Annotated in this window: 27 protein-coding genes; 21 read left to right on the top strand and 6 right to left on the bottom strand. The window is 69.3% G+C overall.

What is annotated here, in order from left to right; genetic code table 11:
- Nucleotides 1-134: 134 nt before the first annotated feature.
- The 4 genes from ACFU9P_RS07280 to ACFU9P_RS07295 form a co-directional block, all read right to left on the bottom strand.
- On the bottom strand, nucleotides 135-578 hold the full coding sequence (locus ACFU9P_RS07280; protein WP_376378062.1) for a hypothetical protein: 444 nt from the start codon (nucleotides 576-578) through the stop codon (nucleotides 135-137).
- Between the two features lie 136 nt (nucleotides 579-714).
- Complete coding sequence (locus ACFU9P_RS07285) at nucleotides 715-1137, bottom strand: DUF3592 domain-containing protein (RefSeq protein ID WP_376378065.1); 423 nt, start codon at nucleotides 1135-1137, stop codon at nucleotides 715-717.
- A gap of 12 nt (nucleotides 1138-1149) precedes the next feature.
- Complete coding sequence (locus tag ACFU9P_RS07290) at nucleotides 1150-1719, bottom strand: hypothetical protein (RefSeq protein ID WP_384078157.1); 570 nt, start codon at nucleotides 1717-1719, stop codon at nucleotides 1150-1152.
- A gap of 554 nt (nucleotides 1720-2273) precedes the next feature.
- Nucleotides 2274-3389 (bottom strand): hypothetical protein, encoded by a 1116-nt coding sequence (locus tag ACFU9P_RS07295; protein WP_384078158.1) that lies wholly within the window; start codon nucleotides 3387-3389, stop codon nucleotides 2274-2276.
- Between the two features lie 347 nt (nucleotides 3390-3736).
- On the opposite strand from ACFU9P_RS07295, the gene ACFU9P_RS07300 reads away from it, so the two are divergent.
- The 18 genes from ACFU9P_RS07300 to ACFU9P_RS07385 all read left to right on the top strand — a co-directional run bounded on the left by ACFU9P_RS07300 (nucleotide 3737) and on the right by ACFU9P_RS07385 (nucleotide 20015).
- Nucleotides 3737-4615 carry a hypothetical protein gene (locus tag ACFU9P_RS07300; RefSeq protein WP_376378073.1) on the top strand — a complete coding sequence of 293 codons (879 nt, stop codon included), beginning with the start codon at nucleotides 3737-3739 and terminating at the stop codon, nucleotides 4613-4615.
- A 211-nt stretch (nucleotides 4616-4826) separates the two neighbouring features.
- Nucleotides 4827-5537, top strand: coding sequence for a Flp pilus assembly protein CpaB (cpaB, locus tag ACFU9P_RS07305; protein WP_376378076.1), 711 nt, complete (start codon nucleotides 4827-4829; stop codon nucleotides 5535-5537).
- A 38-nt stretch (nucleotides 5538-5575) separates the two neighbouring features.
- Nucleotides 5576-6832, top strand: a complete 1257-nt coding sequence (locus tag ACFU9P_RS07310; protein ID WP_376378079.1) for a CpaE family protein — start codon at nucleotides 5576-5578, stop codon at nucleotides 6830-6832.
- A 35-nt stretch (nucleotides 6833-6867) separates the two neighbouring features.
- The gene (locus ACFU9P_RS07315) at nucleotides 6868-7305 is read left to right on the top strand and encodes a TadE/TadG family type IV pilus assembly protein (protein WP_384078159.1); all 438 of its coding nucleotides are present in this window, start codon (nucleotides 6868-6870) and stop codon (nucleotides 7303-7305) included.
- Between the two features lie 2 nt (nucleotides 7306-7307).
- The gene (locus ACFU9P_RS07320) at nucleotides 7308-7709 is read left to right on the top strand and encodes a TadE family protein (protein WP_376378085.1); all 402 of its coding nucleotides are present in this window, start codon (nucleotides 7308-7310) and stop codon (nucleotides 7707-7709) included.
- Nucleotides 7710-7796: 87 nt separating this feature from the next.
- The gene (locus ACFU9P_RS07325; protein ID WP_376378088.1) at nucleotides 7797-9137 is read left to right on the top strand and encodes a CpaF family protein; all 1341 of its coding nucleotides are present in this window, start codon (nucleotides 7797-7799) and stop codon (nucleotides 9135-9137) included.
- Nucleotides 9138-9230: 93 nt separating this feature from the next.
- Entirely contained in the window at nucleotides 9231-10172 is a 942-nt protein-coding gene (locus ACFU9P_RS07330) for a type II secretion system F family protein (RefSeq protein WP_376378091.1), read from the top strand.
- 16 nt (nucleotides 10173-10188) lie between these two features.
- Entirely contained in the window at nucleotides 10189-11076 is an 888-nt protein-coding gene (locus tag ACFU9P_RS07335; RefSeq protein WP_376378094.1) for a DUF5936 domain-containing protein, read from the top strand.
- 89 nt (nucleotides 11077-11165) lie between these two features.
- Complete coding sequence (locus ACFU9P_RS07340) at nucleotides 11166-12506, top strand: sensor histidine kinase (protein ID WP_384078160.1); 1341 nt, start codon at nucleotides 11166-11168, stop codon at nucleotides 12504-12506.
- A gap of 86 nt (nucleotides 12507-12592) precedes the next feature.
- Nucleotides 12593-13693 (top strand): response regulator, encoded by a 1101-nt coding sequence (locus tag ACFU9P_RS07345; protein ID WP_384078161.1) that lies wholly within the window; start codon nucleotides 12593-12595, stop codon nucleotides 13691-13693.
- Nucleotides 13694-13887: 194 nt separating this feature from the next.
- A complete protein-coding gene (locus ACFU9P_RS07350; protein WP_376378103.1) occupies nucleotides 13888-14124 on the top strand; it encodes a hypothetical protein in 237 nt (78 codons plus the stop codon).
- A gap of 5 nt (nucleotides 14125-14129) precedes the next feature.
- Complete coding sequence (locus ACFU9P_RS07355; protein WP_384078162.1) at nucleotides 14130-14819, top strand: pilus assembly protein TadG-related protein; 690 nt, start codon at nucleotides 14130-14132, stop codon at nucleotides 14817-14819.
- Between the two features lie 30 nt (nucleotides 14820-14849).
- Nucleotides 14850-15437, top strand: coding sequence for a hypothetical protein (locus tag ACFU9P_RS07360; protein WP_376378108.1), 588 nt, complete (start codon nucleotides 14850-14852; stop codon nucleotides 15435-15437).
- Nucleotides 15437-16099, top strand: a complete 663-nt coding sequence (locus tag ACFU9P_RS07365) for an OmpA family protein (RefSeq protein WP_376378111.1) — start codon at nucleotides 15437-15439, stop codon at nucleotides 16097-16099. Before ACFU9P_RS07360 ends, ACFU9P_RS07365 begins: the two co-directional genes overlap by 1 nt.
- Nucleotides 16100-16304: 205 nt before the next feature.
- Nucleotides 16305-17918 carry a Hint domain-containing protein gene (locus ACFU9P_RS07370; RefSeq protein ID WP_384078163.1) on the top strand — a complete coding sequence of 538 codons (1614 nt, stop codon included), beginning with the start codon at nucleotides 16305-16307 and terminating at the stop codon, nucleotides 17916-17918.
- Between the two features lie 7 nt (nucleotides 17919-17925).
- Nucleotides 17926-18549 (top strand): hypothetical protein, encoded by a 624-nt coding sequence (locus ACFU9P_RS07375; protein WP_384078164.1) that lies wholly within the window; start codon nucleotides 17926-17928, stop codon nucleotides 18547-18549.
- A gap of 188 nt (nucleotides 18550-18737) precedes the next feature.
- On the top strand, nucleotides 18738-19175 hold the full coding sequence (locus tag ACFU9P_RS07380) for a hypothetical protein (RefSeq protein WP_376378119.1): 438 nt from the start codon (nucleotides 18738-18740) through the stop codon (nucleotides 19173-19175).
- Nucleotides 19176-19208: 33 nt separating this feature from the next.
- Nucleotides 19209-20015, top strand: a complete 807-nt coding sequence (locus tag ACFU9P_RS07385; protein WP_384078165.1) for a hypothetical protein — start codon at nucleotides 19209-19211, stop codon at nucleotides 20013-20015.
- Nucleotides 20016-20018: 3 nt separating this feature from the next.
- Here ACFU9P_RS07385 and ACFU9P_RS07390 read toward each other — a convergent pair whose 3' ends face one another.
- Entirely contained in the window at nucleotides 20019-20450 is a 432-nt protein-coding gene (locus ACFU9P_RS07390; protein WP_384078166.1) for a DUF192 domain-containing protein, read from the bottom strand.
- Nucleotides 20451-20576: 126 nt separating this feature from the next.
- On the opposite strand from ACFU9P_RS07390, the gene ACFU9P_RS07395 reads away from it, so the two are divergent.
- Nucleotides 20577-21503 (top strand): prepilin peptidase, encoded by a 927-nt coding sequence (locus ACFU9P_RS07395; RefSeq protein WP_384078167.1) that lies wholly within the window; start codon nucleotides 20577-20579, stop codon nucleotides 21501-21503.
- Nucleotides 21504-21872: 369 nt separating this feature from the next.
- Here ACFU9P_RS07395 and mgrA read toward each other — a convergent pair whose 3' ends face one another.
- Nucleotides 21873-22910: an L-glyceraldehyde 3-phosphate reductase gene (gene mgrA, locus ACFU9P_RS07400; RefSeq protein ID WP_384078168.1), complete on the bottom strand. Its 1038-nt coding sequence runs from the start codon at nucleotides 22908-22910 to the stop codon at nucleotides 21873-21875.
- Nucleotides 22911-23095: 185 nt separating this feature from the next.
- Between mgrA and ACFU9P_RS07405 the strand changes: the two genes are divergently transcribed.
- Entirely contained in the window at nucleotides 23096-23857 is a 762-nt protein-coding gene (locus ACFU9P_RS07405) for an isoprenyl transferase (protein ID WP_376378374.1), read from the top strand.
- A gap of 395 nt (nucleotides 23858-24252) precedes the next feature.
- Complete coding sequence (locus tag ACFU9P_RS07410; RefSeq protein WP_079023754.1) at nucleotides 24253-25578, top strand: PhoH family protein; 1326 nt, start codon at nucleotides 24253-24255, stop codon at nucleotides 25576-25578.
- Nucleotides 25579-25799: the final 221 nt, after the last annotated feature.

Below are 25799 nucleotides of genomic sequence, written 5' to 3' on the forward strand. Positions count from 1 at the left end.
GCTGCCTCCGTGGGGGTTCGGGGATGGAGGTACCGAGAGGGGGAACGGTGGCCACCGTTGGGCGTTAAGGTGGTCCAGACCAATCAACTTGTCAAGACCTCTGGCAGAAGGTCGTATACGAAAAGGCCCCCGCCTCAGTCTTCTTGGAGCCGGTCCGCCGCGTAGCCCGTTACGCAGCCCACCGCCAGGACCGCGTTGGACATCAGCAGGCCTTCGGCGGCGAGGTCCTGCCACTGGAGGGACATGTTCAGACCCTGGGCCGCGACCGGGACGGTGAAGGCCGCCAGGAAGTGCTGGAGCCAGGAGTCGCGGAAGGGGTCGCGGTGGACCCGGCCGGCCGCCCAGGCGGCCAGGGCTATGCAGACGGCGTTGGGGAGGTGGATCAGCATCAGCCGGCCGCCGAAGGTCTCCAGGTTGTTCTCCGAGGCGAGATGGTCGTAGACCACCGTGGCCTGGAGGTACTCCGCCGAGACCAGGACGACGATGCCGGCCGCCCAGGCGCGTACGAGCGCGAAGACCGGCGCCCCGCGCCCCTCCTCCTGCTGGGCGCGCGCCCCCGGGTAGTCGTACCGCGTCATCGCCCCTCGCCTCCGAACAGATCGCCGTGCATCAGAACTCCGTGCCTCGAATCGCCTTGCTGGGACTGCTGTGGTGGGGAGGGGGCCCGTCTCGGCCGGCCGTGGGCGGTCCGCCCGTACGCCGGTTCGCCGCGTCTCAGATCGCCGTGAACAGGAACACCGCCGTGAACCCCGCCGCCGCCAGACCGCAGCCCGTCGCCAGCAGCCCGTACCGCAGCACCGGCGACCAGCCGCCGGGACCCGCGACCGTCGCGGTGCGCTCCGGGGCGGCCGGGTCGTACGCCACCGTCACCTCGTCGCCGACCTTCACCCCGCGGCCCGCCAGGTCCTCGAACTCGACCGTCCGCCCGTCCGGGGTGCGGAAGGAGAAGACATGCCGCTCCGCGTCGGAGCGGTTGTACGGCTCGGTCTCGATCCGTACGCAGACGCCGGGCGCCCTGCCGCCCGCCCGCAGCGCACGCGCCATCGCCGCCAGCCGGCGTACGCAGTGCACCGCGAGCCAGCCGAACAGCAGCGCCATGGCGAGCGGGAAGAGCAGGTCACCACCGGGAATCTCCATCGTGGGAACCGCCTACTTGACCGTGATGGACTCGATGATCTGCTTCAGTTCGCCCTCGGCGAGCTTCCCTCCGGCCGCGTCGATCCGTACCGCGTAGGACTTCTCGGCGGAGTCGAGGCCGGCAACGATCACTCCCTGGTACCGCGTGCCCTTCTCCGTAAAGGCGAAGTTGACGCGCCGGGCCTCCTCATCGCCGTCCGGTCCGGCGACCGTGATCTGCTCCTGCTTGCCGAGGGTCGAGCCGAGGGCGATGCCCGCCTCGGCGCCGATCGCCGCTTCCTCGACCGAGTCGGCGTTGGTGAAGTCGAGCTGGACGGTGATGATCGCGACGGACTTGCCGCCTTCGGCGAGGGTGGCGGCCGCGGCGTTGTACTTGCTGCGCTCGGAGTCGGTCTGCGGGGTGAAGGCGGGCGGGTACGCGACCGTGACCGCGGGGGTCGTCAATGTCTTCCAGCCGTCGGGTACGGTCCCGGCGCCCGTGTCCGTACCGCACCCGGCCGTCAGCAGGAGGGCCGCGGAGACGGCCGCGGTCAGGACCGGCCGCCTCAGCCGGGCCTTCCGGTTCGCATTGTCGCTGGTCATCACGAGGGTGCTCCTGTCGCCGCCGGGGTCAGTTCGCACAGTAGCTGTACGGGAGGTAGCTGCGGCTGTCCCCATGGGGCGCACCGAGGAACTCCGCCTGGTCAAGGGTCTCTTCCTTCTTCTCGGTGGAGACGGAGAAGCCCAGGCTCAGCCCCAGGTTCAGCTCGAAGCCGTACTCCGCGGCGTCCGTCTCGCCGGTGTAGGTCGTCCGGCTGGACAGGCCCTCGTCGAACAGGAGCTGTCCGAACGGGTCGTCCGCGCCCGGCCGCTTCGTCGGCGCGTGGTCGTCGAACATGTACGTGAAGGGCGCGGCGTTGTCGCCATGGCCGTCCAGCCACGCCTGGGCGATGGCACGCTGCTTGTCGCCGTCGCTGCCCGGCGGGATGACGACGGAGTTGGTGACGACCTCGATCCCGGTGGTCTGGTCGCTGCCCTTCGCACCGCCGCTGCCGCCGCGCTTGTCGTCGCCGCTCTTGCCGTTGTCGCCGCCGAGCTTCGCGCCGTCCTTGGTGGCGCCCTTCTCGACCGTACGGGTCATGTCGATCCGCAGCAGCTCACCGGTCTTCTTGTCGTGCGTGACGGTGATGGTGCCGGTCTGGGTGACCGAGCCGGAGGACTCGCCGCTGAGGGGCCCGGCCTCGTACCCGACCTTGCCGCCGTACTCGACGGCCGCGCTGTACGTGTACGCCTTGGTGCCCTTGAAGTCGTTGTCCGTCCAGGTCACTTCGGGGGAGAACTTGAAGTTGCCGCCGAGGGTGGCGCTCAGCTTCTTCTCGTTCGCCCGCCGACAGCTTGAGCCCGCCGGCCGCGCTGGCCTCCAGGCCGACCTTGCCGTAGCTGATGTGGCGCTTGCCGAGCTTCTCGTCGATGCGCTCGCGGAGCTTCTCCTCCTCGGCCATCGGGCCCTTGCCGAAGAGATAGAGGATGCTGTTGCCGAGGCCGCCGCCGCGGGAGTTGGCGTTGCGGTTGGCCAGCTCGTACGTCTTCAGCGACTCGATGTCGTCACGGAAGGCGGCGGCCTCCTCCTCGCTGTTGAAGACCCAGGTGTCGCCGTTGGTGACCTTGATCCCCGCGCCGAGTTCGACCTTGTCGGCTCCGAACTTGCCGATTTTCGCGCCCGGTTTCCAGTCCTTCTTGGCCGCTACGGAGGCGGCGTCGGTGAAGGTCATCATCACCTGCTGGTCGTTCGCGTCGACCACGCCGTCCTTGTTGACATCGGTGTTGGCCTGGAAGGTCGTCTGCTGGAAGCCGTACTCCTCGCCCCACTCGATGAAGAGGACCTTCGCCTTGGCGCCGGCCTTGTCGGTGACCGAGGAGATCTGGCAGAGCGGCGGCTCGTAATCGGCGTCGGTCTTGGGCTGTGCCTGGTCATCGGTGCCGCCGCCCGTATTGCACGGGCCGCTGAAGCTCACCAGACAGCGCAGATTGGTGGCGAGGGTCTCGTCGATCCCCGTACCGACCATCGCGCCGGCGACCGCCGCCACGACCACGATCACACCGACGTACTCGGTGGCCGTGACACCGCGGTCGCGCCCGCGGCCCCGGATCCGACGCGGGCCCGGGCCCGGCCGCGTACCCGGGCCGGGCCCGCGGTCATGGGCCGGGCCCGGGCCCGTATGCCCGCGCCGATGCCCGAAGAGGCCCGCGGCCCGCTCCGTTTCCCGTCTCATCCCGACCGTCCCCCTCGGTGACCGCGCGCCTTTCGCGCGCGGAATCGGAATGGGAGCGTACGAGCGTGGGCAGAGCCGGGGCGTGGGTCCCTGGGCCCAACCCGGGCCCAAACCAGCGGGTTTGGAGGCGAAATTCCATCGATTCGAATATTCATTGAAACATGAGTGAACAGGTGACTGCTTCGCCCGAGTTTGCCGGTGCTTGCCGCCTCAAAGTTGGGTCACCAGTATCTGAGAGGTGTTCTCCGTGCGGGGAGTCCTGGATAAAGTGCGGGGGCAGAAGCCCGGAGCAGGAGAGAACCGCGGTCGCCGGAACGCCGACGGCCGGTGCTGAACGGGGAACCAGCGTGCCGACCGCGATTGCTGTCACCAGCCCTGATCTGGTGCTGCCACCGACGGACCATCAGACGCCCACCGCGGCGCTGCTACAGTCGCCCGACGCCCAGCCCCTGGACGCGGCGCTCGCCGACATGCAAGTGCTCGTGGAACAGCACGGCTATGTGATCGGTGTCTACCCGGCCTCCATCCCGGCCGCCCATGAACGGCGGCTGCACACGGTCAGGTCGATGCTGGAGAGCGACCGGATCGCCCTGCTCAAGCTGGATCTGCCGCCGCTCGGCGTGGCCGTACTGGTGCGCCAGTTGCGGCAATTGTCGATCTGTGACTTCAGTGCCGGAATCGTGGCCTCCGCGGCCCGGCTGCTCTCGCACTACATCTACTCCGGGGCGCTGCTCAACTCCGTCACCAAGCTCGACCGGGTGCCGGTGAGCCTCAAGTCCCACGCCAAGTCCTGGGTGCCCGGCTCGCAGTTCGGTGTCCTCGCCAACCCGGAACCTCAATTGATCAAGATCGGAAACGGTGAGCTCACCGGTCCGGACTTCGGTACACAACTGATGGTCGGAAAGGGGCAATTGCAGTCGGACTGGGTGACCTCGACACTGGCGCCCGCCTGGCGGGTCCAGGGAATTCAGGAGAGCGCCCTCCCCTCCGATTCGCCTCGCTGGTGGGGGACCTCCAAAATGATCGAGTTCGCAGCCTTCCTGCCGGATATCTCCGTTCTCTATCAGTTGGTTTCCTCCGTACGGCGAGAGGTCTGTTCCTGGTGCGGTATCGAACTGATAGGTGACCGCTGCGGATTCTGCTCGGCGCCCGTCAACCCGCCCGAGAACCAGGGCCGCGCGGCCGGCGTCCAGAACCAGGGAGCGCCTATCCGGCACGGGTCATAACCCCGGGAGCGGGCAGCGGACCCGCGCGGACGCGGCCGGCGGCGGTGCCATCGGTCCGGCCCCGCCGGTCCGGCACCACCCGTACACCGTCCGCCTCACCGGCCCCCGAGCGCATACCCCCGGCGCCGTACTCCCGGCCCCCCGACCCCGTATCCCCTACTCCTGCCCACGCACCCGTACTCATACATCTCCGAACGAGGTTGTTCCGCCCATGAATTCACGGCAACGCCGCGGCGTCATACTCCTTCTGCTCTCGGTGCTCTGCGCCTTCGCCGCCTTCGCCGGTGTCCTCTCGGTGATCAGCGACGTGAATTCGAAGGTCGGCCCCGAGGTCGCCGCGTACCGGCTGAAAGAGGACGTGGCGCCGTACACCGCGCTCCAGGCCAACCAGTTCGAGAAGATCACCATGCCGAAGCGGTGGCTCTCGGACAACGCGGTGACCGACCTGGCCGTCGTCAGCGGCAAGATCGCCGTCACCCAGCTCAAGAAGGGCTCGCTGCTCCAGGACGACATGATCGTCAAGCGGCCCGCGCTCGCCAACGACGAGCAGGAGATCGCCATCATGATCGACGCCGCGACCGGGGTCGCCGGCAAGATCACCCCCGGCGACCTGGTCAATATCTTCGCCACCTTCGCCGCCGAGAACGACGGTGCCCGCGCCCAGTCCCGGATCATCGTCTCCAACGCGAAGGTCATCGACGTGGGCCGGCTCACCGCGCTGGAACCGGACCAGAACGACAGGAACCGCAGCGCGGTCAGGCAGGCCGTGCCGATCACCTTCGCGCTGAAGACCAAGGACGCGCAGCGCGTCGCGTACGCCGAGTCCTTCGCCCAGCACGTACGGCTCGCGCTCCTCGCCGACGGCAGCCCGACAACGCTGCGTCCGGGGGAGAGCACCTACACCCTCGAAGGGGACAAGTGAGGGACCGAAGAACCGAAGAAGGGGACAAGTGAGGACTGATGACCACCCGAATCCTCCCGGTCGTCGGTGACGCCGACGCCGCACGGTCCATCACCACCCTGCTCAGCCAGCTCCCCGACGCGGAGCCGGCCGCGCCGGTCGGTGACTCGACCTCACTGATCGACACCCTGGGACGGCTGGCGGCCGAGTCGATCGACGAACTGCCGGAGGTCGTGCTGGTCCATGAACGGATCGGCCCGGTACCGGCACTCGAACTGATTCGGGAAGTGGCCCTCAGGTTCCCCGCCGTCGGGGTCATCCTGGTGACCAAGGACGCGGGCCCCGGCCTGTTCTCGGCCGCGATGGACGCGGGCGCCCGCGGACTGATCGGGCTCCCGCTGTCGTACGAGGAACTCGCCCAGCGCGTCCAGGCGGCGGCCGGCTGGTCGGTGGGGGTACGGCGCCATCTCGGCCAGGGCGCCGAGGTGTTCAGCGGCCCCGGCGGTACGGTCGTCACGGTGAGCGGCGCCAAGGGCGGGGTCGGTACGACCCTGATCGCGGTGCAGCTCGCCCTGGCCGCCAAGGCGTCGGGCATGACCACCGCGCTCGCCGATCTGGACCTCCAGTCCGGGGACGTCGCCTCGTACCTCGATGTGCAGTTCCGCCGGTCGATCGTGGACCTCTCCACCATCCAGGACATATCGCCCCGGGTGCTCCAGGACGCGGTCTTCATCCACCCGAGCGGCATGGGCCTGCTGCTGGCGCCGGGGGAGGGCGAGCGCGGCGAAGAGGTCAACGAACGCTCCGTACGCCAGATCGTCAGCGCCCTGCGCAACCGGTACGAAGTCGTCGTCATCGACTGCGGCACCCAGATGAACAGCGCGAACGCGGCCGCCATCGAGATGGCCGACACCACTCTGCTGGTGACCACCCCCGATGTGGTGTCGGTCCGTGCCGCGAAGCGCATGGTCCGACTCTGGGACCGGCTCCAGATCCGCAAGGCGGAGGAGACGGTGACGGTCGTCAACCGCTACAACAGGAACACCGAGATCCAGCCGCCCCTCATCGAGCGGATCACCAGCACCCAGGTCTCCCGGGTGGTCATCCCGGCCAACTTCAAGGAACTCCAGTCGGCGGTGGACGCGGGCCGGATGCAGGACCTGGAGGCCAAGTCCATGGTCAAGCAGGCGATGTGGGGCCTGGCCGGCGAACTGGGTCTGGTGAAGGTGCCGGAAGGCGGCGAGAAACAGGGCAAGTTCAGGGGAGACCGCGGATCGGTCGGCGTCCTTCGCGGACGATCGAAGCCACAGGACTGATGAGCCGGTACGAGTCGGAGGGGGCACGTTGAACCATGAGCGTCCACGGAATAGCGGAGCGGTACGGGGAAGGGCCGGAGGCCCGCACAGAGAATGAGCGGTGGCGGGACAGACTCGGTGACCGGGGCCAGGCGGCCGTGGAGTTCACCGGACTCGTCCCGATCATCCTGGGCACGGTCATCCTGCTCTGGCAGGCCGCGCTCGTCGGCTACACGTTCTCGCTCGCCGGGAACGCGGCGGACGAGGCGGTACGGGCGGCCACCGTCGCCGAGCCCGGCACGCGCAACGAGGCGTGCAGGGAGGCCGCGCAGGAGGACCTTCCCGGGTCCTGGACCCTGGCCCGGGTGGACTGCACACCGCCCGACGGGGATCTGGTCACGGCGGACGTCGAAATCAACATCCCCGTACTCTTCCCCGGCTTCGACATCCCCGTCGAGGTCACCGGGCACGCCTCGGCCGTGAGGGAGAGCTGACCATGCCGACCATGCTGATTGTGCGGAAACCCACGGAGCGCGGCGTACGAGGTGCACGCGAGCGGGGCCAGGCCGCCCTCGAATACGTCGGCGTGATCACCCTGCTGCTCTTCATCGCCCTCGCCGCGATCCAGCTCGGGATCGCCGCGTACGCCATCCAGCAGGCCGGTACGGCCTCGCGCGCCGCCGCCCGTGCCGCCTCGTACAACATCGCGACCACCAACTACGAGCAGGCGGGCAGGGCCGCGATGAGCGACTGGCTGGCCGGTCCCGACCAGTCCACATTTGAGAAGACTGAGGCGGGTGACGAGATCAAGGTCACCGCGAAGGTCAGGATCCCGGCCCTGCTGCCCGTCTTCGACTTCGGCGAGGCCAAGAGGAGTGCCACGATGCCGCTCGACTGATCCCCGACCCGCGGCCTTCCGGCCGTACGCACCACACAGCACCGGACCAGCACTCCAGCACACCAGCAGAACCTGGGAGTTGAGGACATGAGCCTGCGGGCGCGCATCAACAGCCCCGAGCCGACGAACGGGCACAGCGAGGAGAGTCTCCTCGTCGGGGTCTATCGCGCCAAGCTCCTGGAGGAGATCGACCTCGCCGAGATGTCCGCGCTCGCCGCGGCGGAGCGCCGGGCCCGCCTGGAGCGGGTCCTCAGCCACATCATCAGCCGGGAGGGGCCCGTCCTCTCCACCGTCGAACGCTCCCAGCTCATCCGCCGGGTCGTCGACGAGGCCCTCGGCCTCGGCATCCTGGAGCCACTGCTCGAAGACGCCTCCATCAGCGAGATCATGGTCAACGGCGCCGAGCAGGTCTTCGTCGAGCGCGGCGGGCGGCTGGAGATGCTGCCGATGCGGTTCACCTCCAACGAGCAGCTCATGCAGACCATCGAGCGCATCGTCTCCACGGTCAACCGCCGGGTGGACGAGGCGAATCCGATGGTCGACGCCCGCCTCCCGTCCGGCGAGCGTGTCAACGTGATCATTCCGCCGCTCTCGCTGACCGGCCCGATCCTCACCATCCGGCGCTTCCCCAGGGCCTTCACCCTCCAGGAGATGATCAGCCTCGGCTCGCTGGACGAGCAGATGATGGTCCTGCTGGCCGGTCTGGTGCGCGCCAAGTTCAATGTGATCGTCTCCGGCGCCACCGGCACCGGCAAGACCACCCTGCTCAACTCCCTGTCCGGGCTGATCCCGGAAGGCGAGCGCATCGTCACCATCGAGGACTCCGCCGAGCTCCAGCTCCAGCAGTCCCATGTGATCACCCTGGAGAGTCGGCCCGCGAACGTCGAGGGCAAGGGCCAGGTCACCATCCGCGACCTGGTCCGCAACTCGCTGCGTATGCGCCCCGACCGCATCATCGTCGGTGAGGTCCGTGGCGGTGAGACCCTCGACATGCTCCAGGCGATGTCCACCGGTCACGACGGCTCGCTCGCCACCGTCCACGCCAACAGCGCCGAGGACGCGCTGATGCGACTCCAGACCCTGGCCTCCATGTCGGAGGTCGAGATCCCGTTCGTGGCGATCAAGGACCAGATCAACAGCGCCGTCGATGTCATCGTGCAGCTCACCCGGCACGCCGACGGCTCCCGCCGGGTCACCGAGATCGCCATCGTCGACTCGCACGGCCGCGAGGAGTACCGGATCGTCTCGGTCTGCCGCTACCGCGCCGAACCGATGGCCGCCGACGGCCGTATCCACGGGAAGTTCGAGTACTACCCGCTGCCCCGCCGGGTCGCCGAACGCCTCTATCTGAAGAGCGAAGCCGTCCCTCCGGCCTTCGGGGTCGCCGAGTCCGACGAGGACCTGGCCGTACGGAGGTCCCTGGCCTGACGCAGCCTCCCCACGGCCGTACGCGACTCGCGCGCCCGGAACCCGTCCGCTCCCCGAACCCCTCCCAGTCCACCGAGAAGGTCCCCGCACGACATGGATAATCTCCCGCTCCTGACGATGGGCGTCACACTGCTCACCTGTGTGCTCGCCGTCATCGGCGTGCACGTCTACTCGTCGGGCAAGGCCCAGCGGCAGGCGCTCGTCCACCGCATGACCCACACCGGCCAGATGGCCGGCGCGACCGGCCGCCGCCAGCGCTTCATCGGCATCGACCGCCGGATCCGTACGACCTCCCTGGGCAAGCGCATCGAGCGCAAGATCGCGGTCACCGGCCTCGATCTCACCCCCGGTGAGTACGTGGTGTACGTGGTGGCCGGGCTGCTCGCGCTGTACTTCGTCATCGGCGCGATATTCGCCCCCTTCTTCGGGGTGCTCGCCGCGCTGATCGGTGTGTGGGGCGGCAACGCCTTCCTCAACTGGCAGCGGACGAAGCGTACGGAGGCCTTCATCAACCAGTTGCCCGAGCTGACCCGCGTCCTCGCCAACGCCACCCAGGCCGGACTCGCCCTGCGCACGGCTCTCGCCATGGCCGCCGACGAACTCGACAACCCCGCTGGCGAGGAGCTGCGCCGGGTCGCCGACGAACTCGCCATCGGCCAGACCATGGACGACGCACTCGGCGAACTCGCCGACCGGCTCCCCTCGCGCGAGCTGGTCGTCCTCGTCACCACCCTGGTGCTCTCCAGCCGGGCCGGCGGCCAGGTCGTCAGCTCCCTGCGCAACCTCACCGAGACGCTGGAGGAGCGCAAGGAGACCCGGCGTGAGGTCACCACGATGCTCTCCCAGATCAAGGTCACCTCACTGGCGGTCCCCCTGCTCGGTCTGGGCTTCCTGCTGATGATCAACGGCATGGCGCCCGGCGCGCTCGACAAGATGACGGGCTCGGTGCTGGGCCAGGCCGGGGTCGTCGTGTCCTTCGGCATGTACGCCGTCGGGTTCTTCCTGATCCGGCGCATGTCCCGGGTCCAGGTCTGAGAAGGGGGGAGAGATCATGAGTCTGCTGCTCGCGGTCGTCTTCGGACTGGCCGTCTACGGCGTCTTCCACGGCGTCCGTCTCTACCGCGCCGACGCCAAGCTCCCCGGAGACCTGGCGATCGCCCTGGAGGTCGGCGCGACCCGTACCACCGCGGTGGGATCGGGCATCGACCGGCTCGGTATGCGCTGGGCACCCAACATCCTGCGGATGATGGGCCCGAAGCGGGTCGACGCGCTGCGCCGCCGGCTCGACATGGCGGGCAACCCCGGCGGTATGACCGTCGACCGCTATGCCGCCCGCCGCGCGGTGTACGGATTCCTGGGCGTGCTGGCCGGGTTCGCCCTGCTGGTACGGGGACAGGCGGTCATCGCCATCGTCGCCCTGGCGTACGGCCTGGTGTGGACCGATGTCATCCTCCGTGCCCATATCCGCAGGCGCAAGGACGACATCGAGCGCACCCTGCCCGACTTCCTCGATGTGCTCGCCGTCGTCGTCTCCGCCGGTCTCGGCTTCCGTCAGGCCCTGGAGCGCGTCGCCGAGAAGTACAAGGGACCGTGGTCCGACGAACTCCGTATCACCCTGCGCCAGATGGACATGGGCATCAGCCGCCGGGACGCCTTCGAGCAGCTCCGCAAGCGCAATGCCTCGGAGCAGGTGTCGATGTTCGTCACCGCGCTCCAGCAGGGCGAGGAGCTGGGCGCGCCCATCGTCGACACCCTGATCCAGATCGCCAACGACATGCGCCGCGCCGACTCGCAGAACGCCCGGCGCAAGGCGGCACAGGCCGTTCCGAAGACCACGCTCGTCGTCACCATGGTCATGCTCCCGGCGACCATGATCCTGATCGTTCTCAGCTTCTACTACGGCTCGGGTGTCGACTTCGGGGACATCCTCGGCCAGTGACCGTCCTCGGCCGGTGACAGACCCGTACGCCCCGCACAGACCGCAGGACCCCGGCAAGACCGTACGACCCGAACAGGAGGTGACCCACCATGGCCCAGCGGCTCGCCACGCTCACCGGAAGCTTTGGCAACGATGTCCCGCGCCCGTCCGACAGCTCCACCCCGACCCGTGTGCCCACTCTGGCGATCCAGGTGAACGCCCTCCAGGCGCTCTGCCGCCAGGTGTTCGCGTTCAGGCTGGCGATGATCGCCCTCGCGGCGCCCTTCGCCCTCGACCGGACGGCCTCGGGGCTCGCGATCTGGCTGGTCGGCTCGGCCGTGGTCGTCACCTTCATGGTGTCGTACGTCCTGCTGCGCGACTGGGAGCGGTTCGGGCCCTTCCTGCTGCGCCACCCCGTGCTGCTCGCCGTCGACATGCTCTTCGGCGCGCTGCTGCTGGCCACGGCCTCCCCGGACTCGACCCTCGCCTATGTCACCATCTGCACCCCGCTGCTCGCGGGCCTGGTGTACGGCTGGCGGGGCGCCGCGTTCTTCGCCGTACTCCAGTCCCTGATCGTGGCCCTGGCCTACGCGGTCAACAGCGAGGCCGAGGCCGGGTTCAACGCGCTGCTGCTGCCGGGGCTGTGTGTCATCGCGGGCGCGATCGGCAGCACCCTGCGCAATCTGATGCTGGGCTTCGGCACCGCCAGCCAGGCCCTCACCGAAGCCCGCGCCCGGCTCGCGGTGCACGGCGCCGTCGAGGAGGAACGGGCCAGGCTCGCCCGGGAGATGCACGACTCCGTGGCCAAGACCCTGCACGGACTCGCCATGGCGGCGGACGGCCTGGCGGGCTCCGCCGACCGGATGGACCCGCTCACCGTCAAGCACCAGGCGGAGCTGGTCGCCCGCTCGGCACGCCGCGCCGCCGCCGAGTCCCGCGAACTGCTCTCCGATCTGCGGCGCGAGTCGGGCCTCGACGGCGGGGTCGACGTACTGACCGAACTCCGTTCCCGTACGGAGGACTTCGCCCGCCGCCATGGCGTCGAGGCGACCTTCGGACGGCTCAGCCCCGTCGCCGTACCGCCCGTCCCGCACGCCGTGGCCCGGCACGCGCTGACCATCGCCACCGAGGCCATGGAGAACGCCCAGCGCCACGCCCGCCCCAGCTTTGTGACGGTCTCGGCCGGGGCCGTCGGCGATGTGCTCCGTATCAGCGTGTACGACGACGGCAGGGGCCTGCCGCCGGGCACGACCCTCGAAAACCTGCGCCGGGCCGGCCACTTCGGCCTGGTCGGCATGGTCGAGCGGGCCGCGTCCATCGGGGCCCGTATCCGTATCGGCCGGGGCCGCGCCGCCAAGGGCACGGAAGTACGGCTGGAACTGCCGCTCACCGCCCTGCGACCTACACATGAAGGCCAGTGGGCCAACCAGCCCGCGCCACAGCTCAATTGACACCGACCGGCTACCCGAGAAACCGGAACCATCCGCACTCCCGCACCGCAGCCACCCGTCCCCACACCTGAGAGGAGGCCGCAGCCATGCCGGACGACATCTCCAGCAGTTCCGGGCAGCACTGGACGCAGCAGTCCCATGTATCGCAGCACACGTCCTCGCACGCCACACCGCTCAGTTCGGAACACACCGCCGGAGTCCCCACCGCCGCGCCGCCGGCGGCATCCGGAGAACTCCCCGAGGACTTCCCCCTGAAACCGCCCGCCGCGCCGCCGATGCGTGTCGTGGTCGCCGACGACAACCCGGTGGTACGGGCGGGTCTCACCGTCCTGCTCTCCGGGCGCGACGACATCGAAGTGGTCGCGGAGGCCTCGGACGGCCGCCAGGCGTACGAACAGGCCGTCCAGCACCGCCCCGACGTCATCCTGCTGGACGTCAGGATGCCGGGCGTGGACGGGATCTCCGCGCTGCCGCATCTCGTACGGCTGGCGCCGGTCATGATGATGACGTACAGCCGCGAGAGCGAGATCGTCCACGAGGCGCTGCGGCTGGGCGCGGGCGGCTATCTCGTGCACGGCGAGTTCACGGCCGACCAACTGGTGCACGCGGTACGGGATGTGAAGCAGGGCCGGGCCCACTTCACCTACTCGGCGTCCAGCGCGCTGCTGGCGACGGTACGGGGCGGGGCCGCCGCTTCGGGGCCCGGCTCCGGCGAACGGGGCGCGCACCTCCCCGAGGGCCTGGGAACCGCCTTCACCGGCCCCGGCTATCTGCCCGCGGTACCGGACCAGTCATCTGCACAAGCACACGCCCCGGCCCAGGGGCATCCGCCTCACCTTCCGCCAACGTATATGCAGGCGAGGCAGGTTGACCGAGGATCGGGTACGCAACAATCCTCTTCAGAGTCTTTGCTTTCGCAAGCGAATGTGGGACATTCTCTTCAGGGGCAGCAGAGCGGGCCCGTGGAGGGCCTGTACTCCGAACTGAGCCAGCGGGAGGTGGAGATCATGGACCTGATCGCGTCGGGCATGACCAATCAGCAGATCGCCGCCGCCTGCTTCATCAGCCAGAAGACCGTGAAGAACCACATCAACCGCATCTTCGCCAAGCTCAACGCGGGCAGCCGCGGCGAGGCGATAGCCCTGTGGCACGGACTTGCCCGAGGGGGGGCCGGTGGCCATGTCTGAGTACGCGCGTCGGGCCCAATCCCCGCGTTGGGCCCGTAGTTGGGCCCTGAGGCCCATGGCGAGGGGTATCTCCCCGGCGTACGTTTCTCATGTCGACAGCGACACCGGCCGGGAGGAAGCCGGGGACGCGAACGACATCACAGACTCGTACGAGTCGGCCGGCAGACGGCCGGCCGACACCGGAGGAGAACACCATGTCGAACATCACGCTGAAGGCCGCCACCGCCGCCAAGGTCTACGTCGGCACCTGGGCGAACACGACCGTCACGGCCATGAAGGCCCGTCGGGACAAGGGTCAGGGCGCTGTCGAGTACGTCGGTGTGATCGTTCTGGTCGCGCTGATCATCGTGGCGATCGTGGGCACGGGTGTGGCCGAGGACATCGCGACCGGTCTGTCGGACAAGGTCAGCGAGATCCTCGACGCCAGCTGATCCGGATGACCGCAAGCGATACTCGCGAGTCAGGGCAGGCCGCTCCCATCTACATCACGATGGTGGCGGGCCTGCTCTTTCTCGCGCTCGCGTTCTTCGCGGTCGGTCAGGCCGGTGCCACCCACAACGGTGCCCAGTCGGCGGCGGACGCCGCCGCTCTGGCGGCGGCCCAGGAGTCCCGGGACCAGTTCCGTGAGGACCTGCTGGGAGGCCTGCTGGACCCCGGTTTTCTGGACGACATCTTCAACGGCAATCCGCTGGGCACGTTCAACGGCTGCCAGGAGGCCGGGCGCTTCGCCGACCGGAACGGCGCCGATCTGAAGCCACAGGACGGATCGGCCGGATGCGACTGGGCGACGGGCGGCCGGTGGGGCTTCACGGTCCGTGTCATCACCCAGAAGCCGATGGGCGAGAACATCCTGCCGGGTACCGCCGACGAGAAGGCCGAGGCCAGTGCCACGGCGGTCGTCGAATCCCGGTGCCACTTCGAGCCCGCCGAAGAAGAGTCGGAGTCACCGGGTGACGGCGAGTCACCCGAAGACGGGGAAGAGCCGGCGGACCCGGTCGAGGACGAGCCGGTCTCACCGGGCGCACTCGACTGCGACGGCGGCTTGGATTGGCTCATCGATCCGGAGAATCTCGACCTCCTCCCGGACATGGCCGATCTATTCTCCGTCCGACTGGCGCAGGACTGACCGCGAGCGAACGCAAAGGAAACTGGATCAATGAGTCTGTGGCATGGGGCGAAGGCCCGTAGGGCGGCAGGGGCCGCTCTCGCTGTGGTGGCGCTGAGCGTCTCCCTGAGCGCCTGCGGGGGAGGCGACGGCGGTACGAAGGAGGGCGCCGCCTCGTCGTCCTCCGCTCCGGGCGACGACAAGCCCAAGGAAGAGAGCGGTCCCACCGTCCCCGACACCAGCACGACCTTGGCAACGGTCAACGGCAGCAACGGCTTCCAGGTCCTCGTTCACACGGCTGTCCGGGACGAGGGCGGGTTCCTGACCGTCACCGGTACGGTCAAGAACACCTCAAGCAGCAACCAGTCGGTGCCGATCCAGTGGAACGGGCTGGAGTCGCAGATCAAGGCCAAGGGGCGGTCGTTCGGCGGCATGACGCTCGTCGACAAGGTGGAGAAGAAGCGCTACTACGTTCTGCGGGACACCGACGGGAACCCCCTGACCACGACCGGTATCACCCGGCTGGACGGCGGGGCCAGCGCCACGTTCTTCGCTCAGTTCCCCGCTCCGCCCGAGTCCACTTCGCAGGTCGACCTCCAGTTGCCGCTGATGCCCTCCGCGACGATTGAGATCTCCTGATGGGTGCCACCACGTCCCGCGTGCGCAGGGTCTCCAAGCGTCCGGCGGCGACCGCCATCGCCGCCGCCGTGCTCTTCACCAGTGTCCAGTTCACCATGGCCGCCGGCGCCCGCGCCGACGAGACTCCGAGTACCCCGCCAGGCACGGAGTCGACCTCGCCACCACCCGAGGTGGACGGCAACGCCCCGGGCCTCAAGCTGAGCAGCGGTGCCACACTCGCCCCCGCCAAGGTGCTCGACATCATCTCGGTCGTCGAGTCCGAGGGTGGTGAGGAGCGGCGCGAGGACACCAATGAGAACGTGAAGTTCGCGCTCCAGGCCGAAGTCCTCTTCGGCAAGGACAGCGCCAGGCTGTCCTCGGCCGCGAACTCCCGTATCGCCGCCATCGCCGACGAGATCAAGAAGCAGGGCGCGGCGAAGGTCCGGGTCTTCGGCTTCACGGACAACCTCGGCTCGGCCGCCCACGGAGATGTCCTCTCCAAGCAGCGCGCCGAGGCCGTGCACGGCGTTCTCGACAAGGAGCTGGCCTCGGCCGGCATCACGTACGAGATCCGCGGTTACGGCGAGCAGTACCCGATCGCCGACAACAGCACCGAGGAAGGCCGCAAGAAGAACCGGCGGGTCGAGGTCTCCTTCCCGCGCGGCGAGAACTCCCAGAACTGATATACGCAGAATTGACGCTCCGTCAGATTTCTTGCTGAGAAGCGCAAGCCGGGCCCGGGGCCCGGTCCGTGGCGAAAGCGGCGGACCGGGCCCCTTGCCTGTTTGAGTCCCGGATTGGGTCCCAGGGCCCACGACTGTCCGTTAATGCGCGCATAACCTCGCTTTCATGTCGCCACTGGGGGTAGTGCGTCGTTTTCGTCGTCGCGTGCGGCGGGTCGTGCCGCGTACGGATACGCGATTGCTGGGGCTGCGCAGAGCGCAGCGGGGCCAGGGGACCATCGAGTACGTCGGGCTTGTGGTGGTCGTGGCCGCGATCGTCGGCGCGCTGGTGGCGACCGGGGCCGGGCCGACCATCGCCGAGGGTCTCAGTACGCAGGTGTGCCGGATCACCGGCGGGAGCAACTGCGGCGGCGGAGGCGGCGACAACACCGAAGCCTCGGACGACGAACAGGGCGCCGACGAGGGCGACGAGCAGGGCGACCCCTCAGACTTCGCAGACCCCGGTGACCCGGCCGACCCCGTCTCCGACGACCCGGCCACCGACCCGGCCGAGCCCGGCGAGAAGTCCCAGACCCAGATCGACTACGAAGCCGCCCTCAAGGAACTCCAGGACGCCCAGGCCGCCGAACAGGCCGACTCCGACAAGGCCAAGGAAGCCGCCAAGGAACTCGCGAAGATCCTCGCCGACGAGCTGGGCATCACCGACGCCCTCGACTGCGTCACCAAGGGCGACATGGGCGCCTGCACCGAGACCCTCATCAATGTGCTGCTCAGCCTGGTCGGCGGCGCCGTCGGCAAGCTCGCCGCCAAGTACGGCGCGCCATGGAAGTGGAAGAAGGCCGTCGCACTCGTCAAGGCCCTCAAGAAGCACGGCGGTGACCTGTACGACGGCATCAAGGGCCTGATCAAGAACCGCAAGCGCGTCAGCGAGGCCGAGGACAAACTCGCTGACGCGAAACGCAAGCTCGACGCCGACAAACCCAAGGATCCCGACGACCCGAAGGACCCCAAGGACCAGGAAAAACCGGACAAGCAGCCCACCACCTGCCCCGTCCGCCACAGCTTCCTGCCCGGCACCCCGGTGCTTCTCGCCGACGGCCGCCGTATGGCCATCGACCGGGTCCCCGTGGGCGCCCGCGTCCTCGCCACCGACCCGGTGACCGGTGTGACCGCGGCGCGGCCCGTCGTACGGACCATCACCACCCACGACGACAAGGACTTCACCCGCCTCACCGTCGCGACCCCCTCGGGCCCCGCGACCATCACGGCCACCGACACCCACCCGTTCTGGCTCACCGGCCGCGACCGCTGGGCGGACGCCGCCGACATCCGCCCCGGCGACGACCTCCGTACGCCCTCGGGCGCGCCAATGCGGGTCGTGACGACCGGCCACTTCACCGAGCGCCGGACCACCCATGACCTCACGGTCGCGGGCATCCACTCGTACTACGTCTTCGCCGGCTCCGTCCCCGCCCTGGTGCACAACCAGGACATCTGCGAGCCGCTGACCCGCGAACAGCTCGACGAGGCGTACAAGGCCAACAACTCCCAGAAGGTCCTCGACCATGTCTTCAACAAGGCCGACCACGGCTTCGACGACCTGGTCCGCAAGTCGGGCGGCCGCGAGCAGGCGCTGAAGAAGATCATCGACAGTCTGGGCGACGGCCCCATGACCCAGAAGCCGGGTGGCCAGCCGGGCGAATTCGAACTCAGCCGGGTCGTCGACGGCGAAACCGTCACCATCCGCGGGCGTATGGTCAACGGGATCGCCCGGATCAGCACCGCGTTCATCCCCGCGAAGCACCCGGGAAACAGGTGAGACGTCCATGAATCAGGTGGATATGGATCAGGTGGGCCAGGAGTACGCCGAGGTCAAGAGGCTTGCCCAGGAAGAGGGTTCGACCGCCCGGCTCCTCGACTACGTACAGGTCGTCTTCGGCCTGGAGTGGTTCGACGAGGAGAGCGCGGCGGTCGCCACCGTCATCCGCGTCGCCGCCGAGCACCCCGAAGAACCCCGCGCCGCCCTGCTCTTCTCGCACAGCGCCCTGCACATCCAGCTCGACGAGGACGCGGTCCGCCGCGGCGGCGAGCTGCTGTCACGGATCGCGGAGGACTCTCCGTACTGGCCCGTGGCCGCCGTCCAGTTGGCCGCCGTCAACGAGTGGAACGGCGTGGACCGCAGTGACCGGGAACTTACGTTCCGGCTCATCGCGGAGTCGGTGGCGCGCGCCCCCGAGCTGACCTCCAACACCTCCTGGCTCGGCCGCCTGTACGCGCGGCGCGGCGATACGGCACAGGCGCGGCGGTATCTGGAGCGGGCCAGGGCGAACATCCTGGGGGAGCGCGAACGGGCCGCCCTGTCGCTGGTCGAGCGCGCCTGGCACGAGTGCTTCACCGGCCGCCTCGCCTCCCCGGTCGGCATCGAGATGGATCTCGCCGCCCTCCCCTGACCCTGCCCGGGCGCAGCGGCCCCCGGCGGCGGACCTAACGGACGAGTGAGCCCCGGGGTGGGTCCTGGGGCCCATGACCGGGCCGGGCGCGGGGCGTAGCGTCGCGTTTCCGATGGGGTTGTTGTGTACGTCCGTGACTCATCCACACGCTTCCGCGCACGCCGGAGCCGTTGACGGGGGAACGTACCGTGATCTGCAATTTCCTGCTCACCAGACCTCTGGAGCCGGCCGAGCTCACCGAGGTCCTCGCCGCCGTCGTACGGGTGCCGCACCGCCAGGTGGACGTCCGCGCCGGCCGTGACGCACTCGGGGAGCGCGACTGGGACGCGTTCGTCCTCTGTACGTACCACCCGGCGCGCGGCGATGTGGCGATGAGCCTCGACATCCAGGTCCAGCCCGCCACGGCCGTGTACGGCGCGCCCGCCACCGAGCCGGAACTGGCCGCCGCCTTCGCCGGAGCCACCGGGGTCCCCGTGCTCCACCCCGACGACCGTATCGACCCGGACACCTACTGGCTCACGGCCCCGACGGGCACGGTCACCAGGGCACGCCTCCTCGCCTCGGACGACGAGCCGACGACGTACACCGTGAACCCGGACGGGCTGCTCAGCCCGTGCGGCGCCTGAAGACCCCGAGAAACCTGAGAAAGGGGAGCAGCCATGATGACCACGCGCACCGCGGGTATGCCGGGCAGTTCACGGCGCGTCGTCCTGGCCGCGACGGCGGCAGCGCTGGCCCTGGGCCTCACCGGCGCCTGCGGCGGCGAGGGCGCCCCGGGGAAGGACGGCAGCCCCAAGGCCCAGGCAACGGCCACGGGCCCGGCCACGGATCCGGCCGCCGCCGGGAAGCCGTCCCAGGAGCCCACGCCCCGCCCCGGTCTCACCGGTATCGGCGCGAGCGACGGAAGGGTGCTCGGCCAGGGTGAACTGGACCGGGCGGTGCTCGCCACCGGCGATGTGTCCGGCTTCACCGCCGAACCGATGGCCGGCCCGCCGCCGCGGGGCGAGACCGCGGAGAAGGCCGAGTGCCGGCCCCTCACCGCCGTCATCAACGGCAGGCCGGAGCCGCTGGCCAAGGCCGTCGCGTTCCGGCAACTCGTCGGCCCGGAGGAACGCGGCCCGGCCGTGTCAGAGTTTCTGTCCGCCCATGGCGAGCAGGGCGCGACCGCCTTGCTGAGCCGTCTCCGTACCGCCGTCACGGCCTGCGCCGAAGGCTTCACCGCGACCGGCGGCGACGGCCCATCCACCTACACCGGGGTGAAGCCGCTGCCTCCCGTGAAGGCCGGTGACGACGCGCTCGCCTACCAGGTGACGGGCGACTTCGAGGGCGAACCGGTCCCGCTGGTGTTCCATCTCGTACGGGTCGGCGGCACCGTGGCCACGTTCTACACGGCCAACTTCGAGGACGGCAGAACCCCGAACCTGCCCCCGGCCCTGCTCACCGCCCAGGTGACCAAGCTCGGCTGAGGCCTAATCAGGCGCCTGGTCAGGGAGCGCCACGCTCACCCGTGTGCCCGGGCGCAGGCCCCAGCGTGCCATCGCGCCCGCCTCCGCCTCCAGTACATGGCGGGCCTTCCAGCGCGGCATGGCGAGCCGTCCGGGCCGCAGCGTGTGGACGTCGACAACCGTCAACTCCTTGTCCAGGTACGCCACATCGATGGCGAACCGCATCCGGAAGCTGTGCACGCTGTTGCACGGGGTGATCAGCAGCGCGCCGTCGATCCCGTCGCGCCCCAGCAGCCCGCGCCGCCGTGTCCCGTACGAGGCGGCGATCTCCAGCTCGACCGATCCGTCCTGTGTACCGTCCGCCGACCCGTCCTGCGGCCCGCCCTGCGATCCGTCCCGCGTTCCGTTCTGCGCCGGGACCGTCAGCCGCCCCTTGCCGTTCCGCCAAGTGCCCATGGCCGTAGACCGTAGCGCCCGCCGTCCGCCCCGCAACCCCTGCCCGCCCCTTCTGGGTCCTGGAGCGCCCGCGGTGGGCCCCTGGACCCATGACCGGGCCCGGTGGAGCGCCCTAGGGTCGGTGCTGTGTACGCCACGCTGATCGTCGTCGCCGTTCTCTGGGGCGGAACCACCGGACTGCTGCTGCCGCGTGCCGTGTACCGGCTCTCGGTCGCGCCGGAGGAGACCTGGCGCGCGGACTGCCCTGCCGGGCACCCGATCACGGGCCCGGCCCGTGGCTGGCTCGGCGGTACGCGCTGCGCGAGCTGCGAAGCGGGCGTCCCCGCCCGTACGGCCCCCGCACCCGCCGCCGAGGCCGAGGCCGACGACCGCGGCGCCACCGCCCGTACGGACACCGGCGCCGACACCGGCACGAGCACCGCCGGCGCGGACAGCGGTACGAGCACCGCCAACACCGGTACGAGCACCACCGACGAGGCGACCGGCAGCGCGCCCTCACCCGCCGTCCCCTACGCCCCCTCGGTCCTCCTCCCGCTTCTCACCGCCCTCGCCTGCGCGGCCCTCGCCGCCGCGACCGGGCCGCGCCCCGAACTCGCCGTCTGGCTCCTGCTCACGCCGTTCGCCGTGGTCCTCGCGCTGGTGGACCGTCATGTCCACCGTCTGCCCGACCACTTGACGCTTCCGCTCGCCGCGGCGGCGGCCGTCCTGCTCGGCGCCGCCGCGCTGCTCCCCGGTGCGGGCGGCTCGTGGACGGTGGCGCTGCTCGGCGGACTCGCCCTCGGCGCCTGCTACTTCCTGCTGTTCCTGATCAATCCGAACGGCATGGGCTTCGGCGATGTGAAGCTCGCGCTCTCCCTCGGGGTCGCCCTCGGCTGGTACGGCTGGCCGGTCCTCTTCGTCGGCGCCTTCGCCGGATTCCTGCTGGGCGCGGTGTACGGGCTCGGGCTGGTCCTGCTGCGCAGGGCGGGCCGCAAGTCGGCGATCCCGTTCGGCCCCTTCATGATCACCGGAGCCCTGATCGGCCTCCTCCTCGGCGGCCTCGCCGCCGCGTAAGGCTCGTACCGTACGACCCCGTGCCCCAGCACTCCGTCGCTCCGCGTCAAGGCGCGGCCCCTGCCCATCGCTCCTGAGGGTTACGGCGCGGAGTGGCCACTACTCGCCACGCCCGGCCCCGGAACCCGTGTGGGGCCCGGAATCCCGGGCCCCACAGGGTCTGCCGCCGCTTTCGGAGCGTCATCACGGCTCGTCGTGGCGCGCATCAGCCCTTACGAAGGGTTATGGTGGAAACCCCCCCTCGGGCCGGTCCGTATCCCCCCACGGACCGGCCCGTTTTCCATCTGTTCACAGACGCACGGCCGCGCCGTCAGGCACAGCGGCCGGAGCGCAGCCGTGGCGGCCCGGTCGGACAGCCGGGCCGGACCGTCAGCCCCGGCCGGCCCAGATGTTCGTCCCCGCGGTGTCCACCGCGAAGTCGTCGATCTCCTTCAGCTCATCGGCCGTGAGCGGCGCCCCGGCCAGCGCCGCGACATTCTCCTCAAGCTGCTTCACACTCGACGCCCCGATCAGCGCGGACGTCATCCGCGGATCGCGCAGCACCCAGTTCAGCGCGAGCTGCGCCAGCGACTGGTCCCTGCGGCGCGCGATGTCGTTCAGCCCGTTCAGCCGCCGTACGACCTCGTCCGACAGCAGATCCGGGTCGAGGGACTTGCCCTGCGTGGCCCGGGAGCCCTCCGGAATGCCCTTCAGATACTTGTTGGTCAGCAGCCCCTGTGCCAGCGGTACGAAGGAGATGCAGCCCATCCCGGCCGTCTCCAGCGTGTCCAGCAGCGAGTCGTCCTCGATCCAGCGGTTGATCATCGAGTAGGACGGCTGGTGGATGAGCGCCGGGACACCCATCTCCTTCAGCAGCCGCGCCGCCTCCGCGGTCTGCTCCGCGGTGTACGACGAGACACCTACGTACAGCGCCTTGCCCTGCTGCACGGCGGAGGCCAGCGCCCCCATCGTCTCCTCAAGAGGGGTGTCCGGGTCGAAGCGGTGCGAGTAGAAGATGTCGACGTAATCGAGGCCCATGCGCGACAGCGACGCGTCGAGCGAGGACAGCAGGTACTTGCGCGAACCCCACTCACCGTAAGGTCCGGGATGCATCAGATATCCGGCCTTGGAGGAAATGATGAGTTCGTCCCGGTAGGCCGAGAAGTCCTGCGCGAAGAGCTTGCCGAAATTCAGCTCCGCGGAACCCGCCGGCGGGCCGTAGTTGTTCGCAAGGTCGAAGTGCGTGACGCCGAGATCGAAGGCGCGGCGCAGGATCGCGCGCTGCGAATCGAGCGTCCTGTCGTCGCCGAAGTTGTGCCAGAGGCCGAGCGAGACCGCGGGCAGTTTCAGGCCACTGCGCCCGCTGCGCCGGTACTCCATGGAGTCGTACCGGCCGTCGGCGGCGAGGTAAGAGGGAAAATCAGTCATGCTTCATTCCTTATCACGGACTTGTGACAGACCGGGTTGGGTGACCATGGGGCCCGCGCAGTAGTGTGACGGCTCCGGGGTCCCTGGACCGGCCCCCAGTTCCCGTCCGGCGGATGTGCCGTCCCGCCGGCGGATGCGCCGGTCCCCATGGAATCGAGCCCCATGGAATCGAGAGGGTGGACTCAGTGAACTTGCGCGACCTGGTGTACAGGCTCTACGCACGCCGGGTGGAAGGCCGTCTCGACCATTCCCAGGTGCCCAAGCACATCGGAGTCATCCTCGACGGCAACCGCCGCTGGGCCAGGGCCTCCGGCGGTACGGCGGAGCAGGGGCACAAGGCCGGAGCCAGCAAGATCCAGGAGCTGCTCGGCTGGTGCTCCGAGACCAATGTCGAGGTCGTCACCCTCTGGCTGCTGTCCACCGACAACCTCGACCGCCCCGAGGACGAGCTGATCCCCCTGCTCGGCATCATCGAGAACGCCGTCCGGGATCTGGCCGCCGACGGCCGCTGGCGGGTCCACCATGTCGGCACGCTCGACCTGCTGCCCGGCCGTACGCAGACCGTCCTCAAGGAAGCGGAACAGGCCACCATCGGCAACGAGGGCATACTCGTCAATGTCGCCGTGGGCTACGGCGGCCGGCAGGAGATCGCGGACGCCGTCCGCTCCCTGCTGACGGACCACGCGAACAAGGGCACCACCTTCGAGGAGCTGGCCGAGATCGTCGACACCGACCTGATCTCGTCCCACCTCTACACCCGCGGCCAGCCCGACCCCGATCTGGTCATCCGCACCAGCGGCGAGCAGCGTCTCTCCGGCTTCATGCTCTGGCAGAGCGCCCATTCGGAGTACTACTTCTGCGAGGTCTTCTGGCCCGCCTTCCGCAAGGTCGACTTCCTGCGCGCCCTGCGTGACTACGCGGCGCGCCACCGCCGCTACGGGGCCTGACCCCTGCTCCGGGCGGCCCGGGCACGGCCGCGCAAGGCCGGAACAAGCCCTCGGAAGCGTTTCGTAAGCGCCCGGTGACACCCCCGTACAGCCCTTCCGCACCCCCTTCACCTGTGGTTCATCCACCGTCCGTCATATGCCATGGCATGGCGGCGCGTGTTCGAGGGAATACCTCCCCCAGGTCGATGTCCAAAAGCCAGGTCAGCGGACATCGCATCTCAGCGGACGGCATGGGGCCGTCCGCCCGGGAGGCCCTTTGCACCAGGACGACCGTGCGGTTGAACGTACGGGCGACATGGAGGGCCGGAGTCCGGCCCGCGCATGGGGTCCGAGTCCGGCCCACCCGCCCGCGACGCCGTCGCACCCCGACCTCATTCGAGGGGGTACGTCCTTCCGTGGTGACCAGCACAAAGCGCCGCATGCCCGACCGGCGCACCTACGTTCTCGACACCAGCGTCCTGCTGGCCGATCCGAACGCCATGTCCCGCTTCGACGAGCACGAGGTAGTGCTGCCGATCGTGGTGATCACGGAGTTGGAGGCCAAGAGGCACCATCCGGAGCTGGGCTATTTCGCCCGGCAGGTCCTTCGCCTGCTCGATGACTTCCGGGTCAGGTACGGCCGCCTCGACGCCCCGATCCCGCTGGGCGAGCTGGGCGGCACGATGCGTGTCGAGCTCAACCACTCCGATCCCGGGATCCTGCCCGCCGGCTTCCGGCTGGGCGACAACGACTCGCGGATCCTCGCGGTCGCACGGAACCTCCAGGCCGAGGGGTACGACGTGACGGTCGTCTCCAAGGACCTGCCGCTGCGGATCAAGGCGTCGTCGGTCGGTCTCCTCGCCGAGGAGTACCGCGCCGAGCTGGCCATCACGGACTCCTCGGGCTGGACGGGGATGAGTGAGCTGACGCTCGGCGCGGACCAGGTCGACCTCCTCTTCACCGAGGAGTCGCTCTATGTCCCCGAGGCGAGCGAACTGCCCGTGCACACCGGGCTGGTCCTCCAGTCCGAGCGCGGCAAGGCGCTCGGGCGGGTCACCGCGGAGGGCAATGTACGGCTCGTCCGCGGCGACCGGGAGGCCTTCGGGATCCACGGCCGCAGCGCCGAGCAGCGCATCGCCCTCGATCTCCTCCTCGACCCCGACATCGGCATCGTGTCGATGGGCGGCCGGGCCGGCACCGGCAAGTCGGCGCTGGCCCTGTGCGCGGGCCTGGAGGCGGTCCTGGAGCGCCGGCAGCACCAGAAGGTGATGGTGTTCCGGCCGCTGTACGCGGTGGGCGGGCAGGAGCTGGGCTATCTGCCCGGCACCGAGGCCGAGAAGATGAGCCCCTGGGCGCAGGCGGTCTTCGACACGCTCTCCGCGGTCGCGGGCCGCGAGGTGATCGAGGAGGTGCTGGGCCGCGGCATGCTCGAAGTGCTGCCGCTCACCCATATCCGCGGGCGGTCGCTGCACGACGCGTTTGTGATCGTCGACGAGGCGCAGTCGCTGGAGCGGAATGTCCTGCTGACCGTTCTGTCCCGGATCGGGGCGAACTCCCGGGTGGTGCTGACCCATGATGTCGCGCAGCGCGACAACTTGAGGGTGGGGCGGTACGACGGAATTGTCGCTGTCGTGGAGAAACTCAAGGGTCATCCGCTTTTCGCGCATGTCACCCTGACCCGCTCCGAGCGCTCGCAGATCGCCGCGCTGGTGACCGAAATGTTGGAGGACGGTCAGATCTAGGGGTAATCGCCGCACTTGGCCGCCCGGTATGAGCGCAGCAGCTTAGCCGGGCGGCGTTGTGTGCCGCGGCTCTTTCCCTTTTCTCCCGGGCCAAACGGGGTGTGAGCTATCCCACGCAACGAAGAATTGCCCTACGGTGTTGGCTTCCGGCAGAGTCTTGCTTCCGTCAGGCCCCGCATGCGGCACACGCGCACCCCCAGTGGTGCGGCACCACACAACTC

It is taken from the genome of Streptomyces sp. NPDC057617 (assembly GCF_042800555.1).
In the GTDB taxonomy this organism is placed as follows: Bacteria; Actinomycetota; Actinomycetes; order Streptomycetales; family Streptomycetaceae; genus Streptomyces.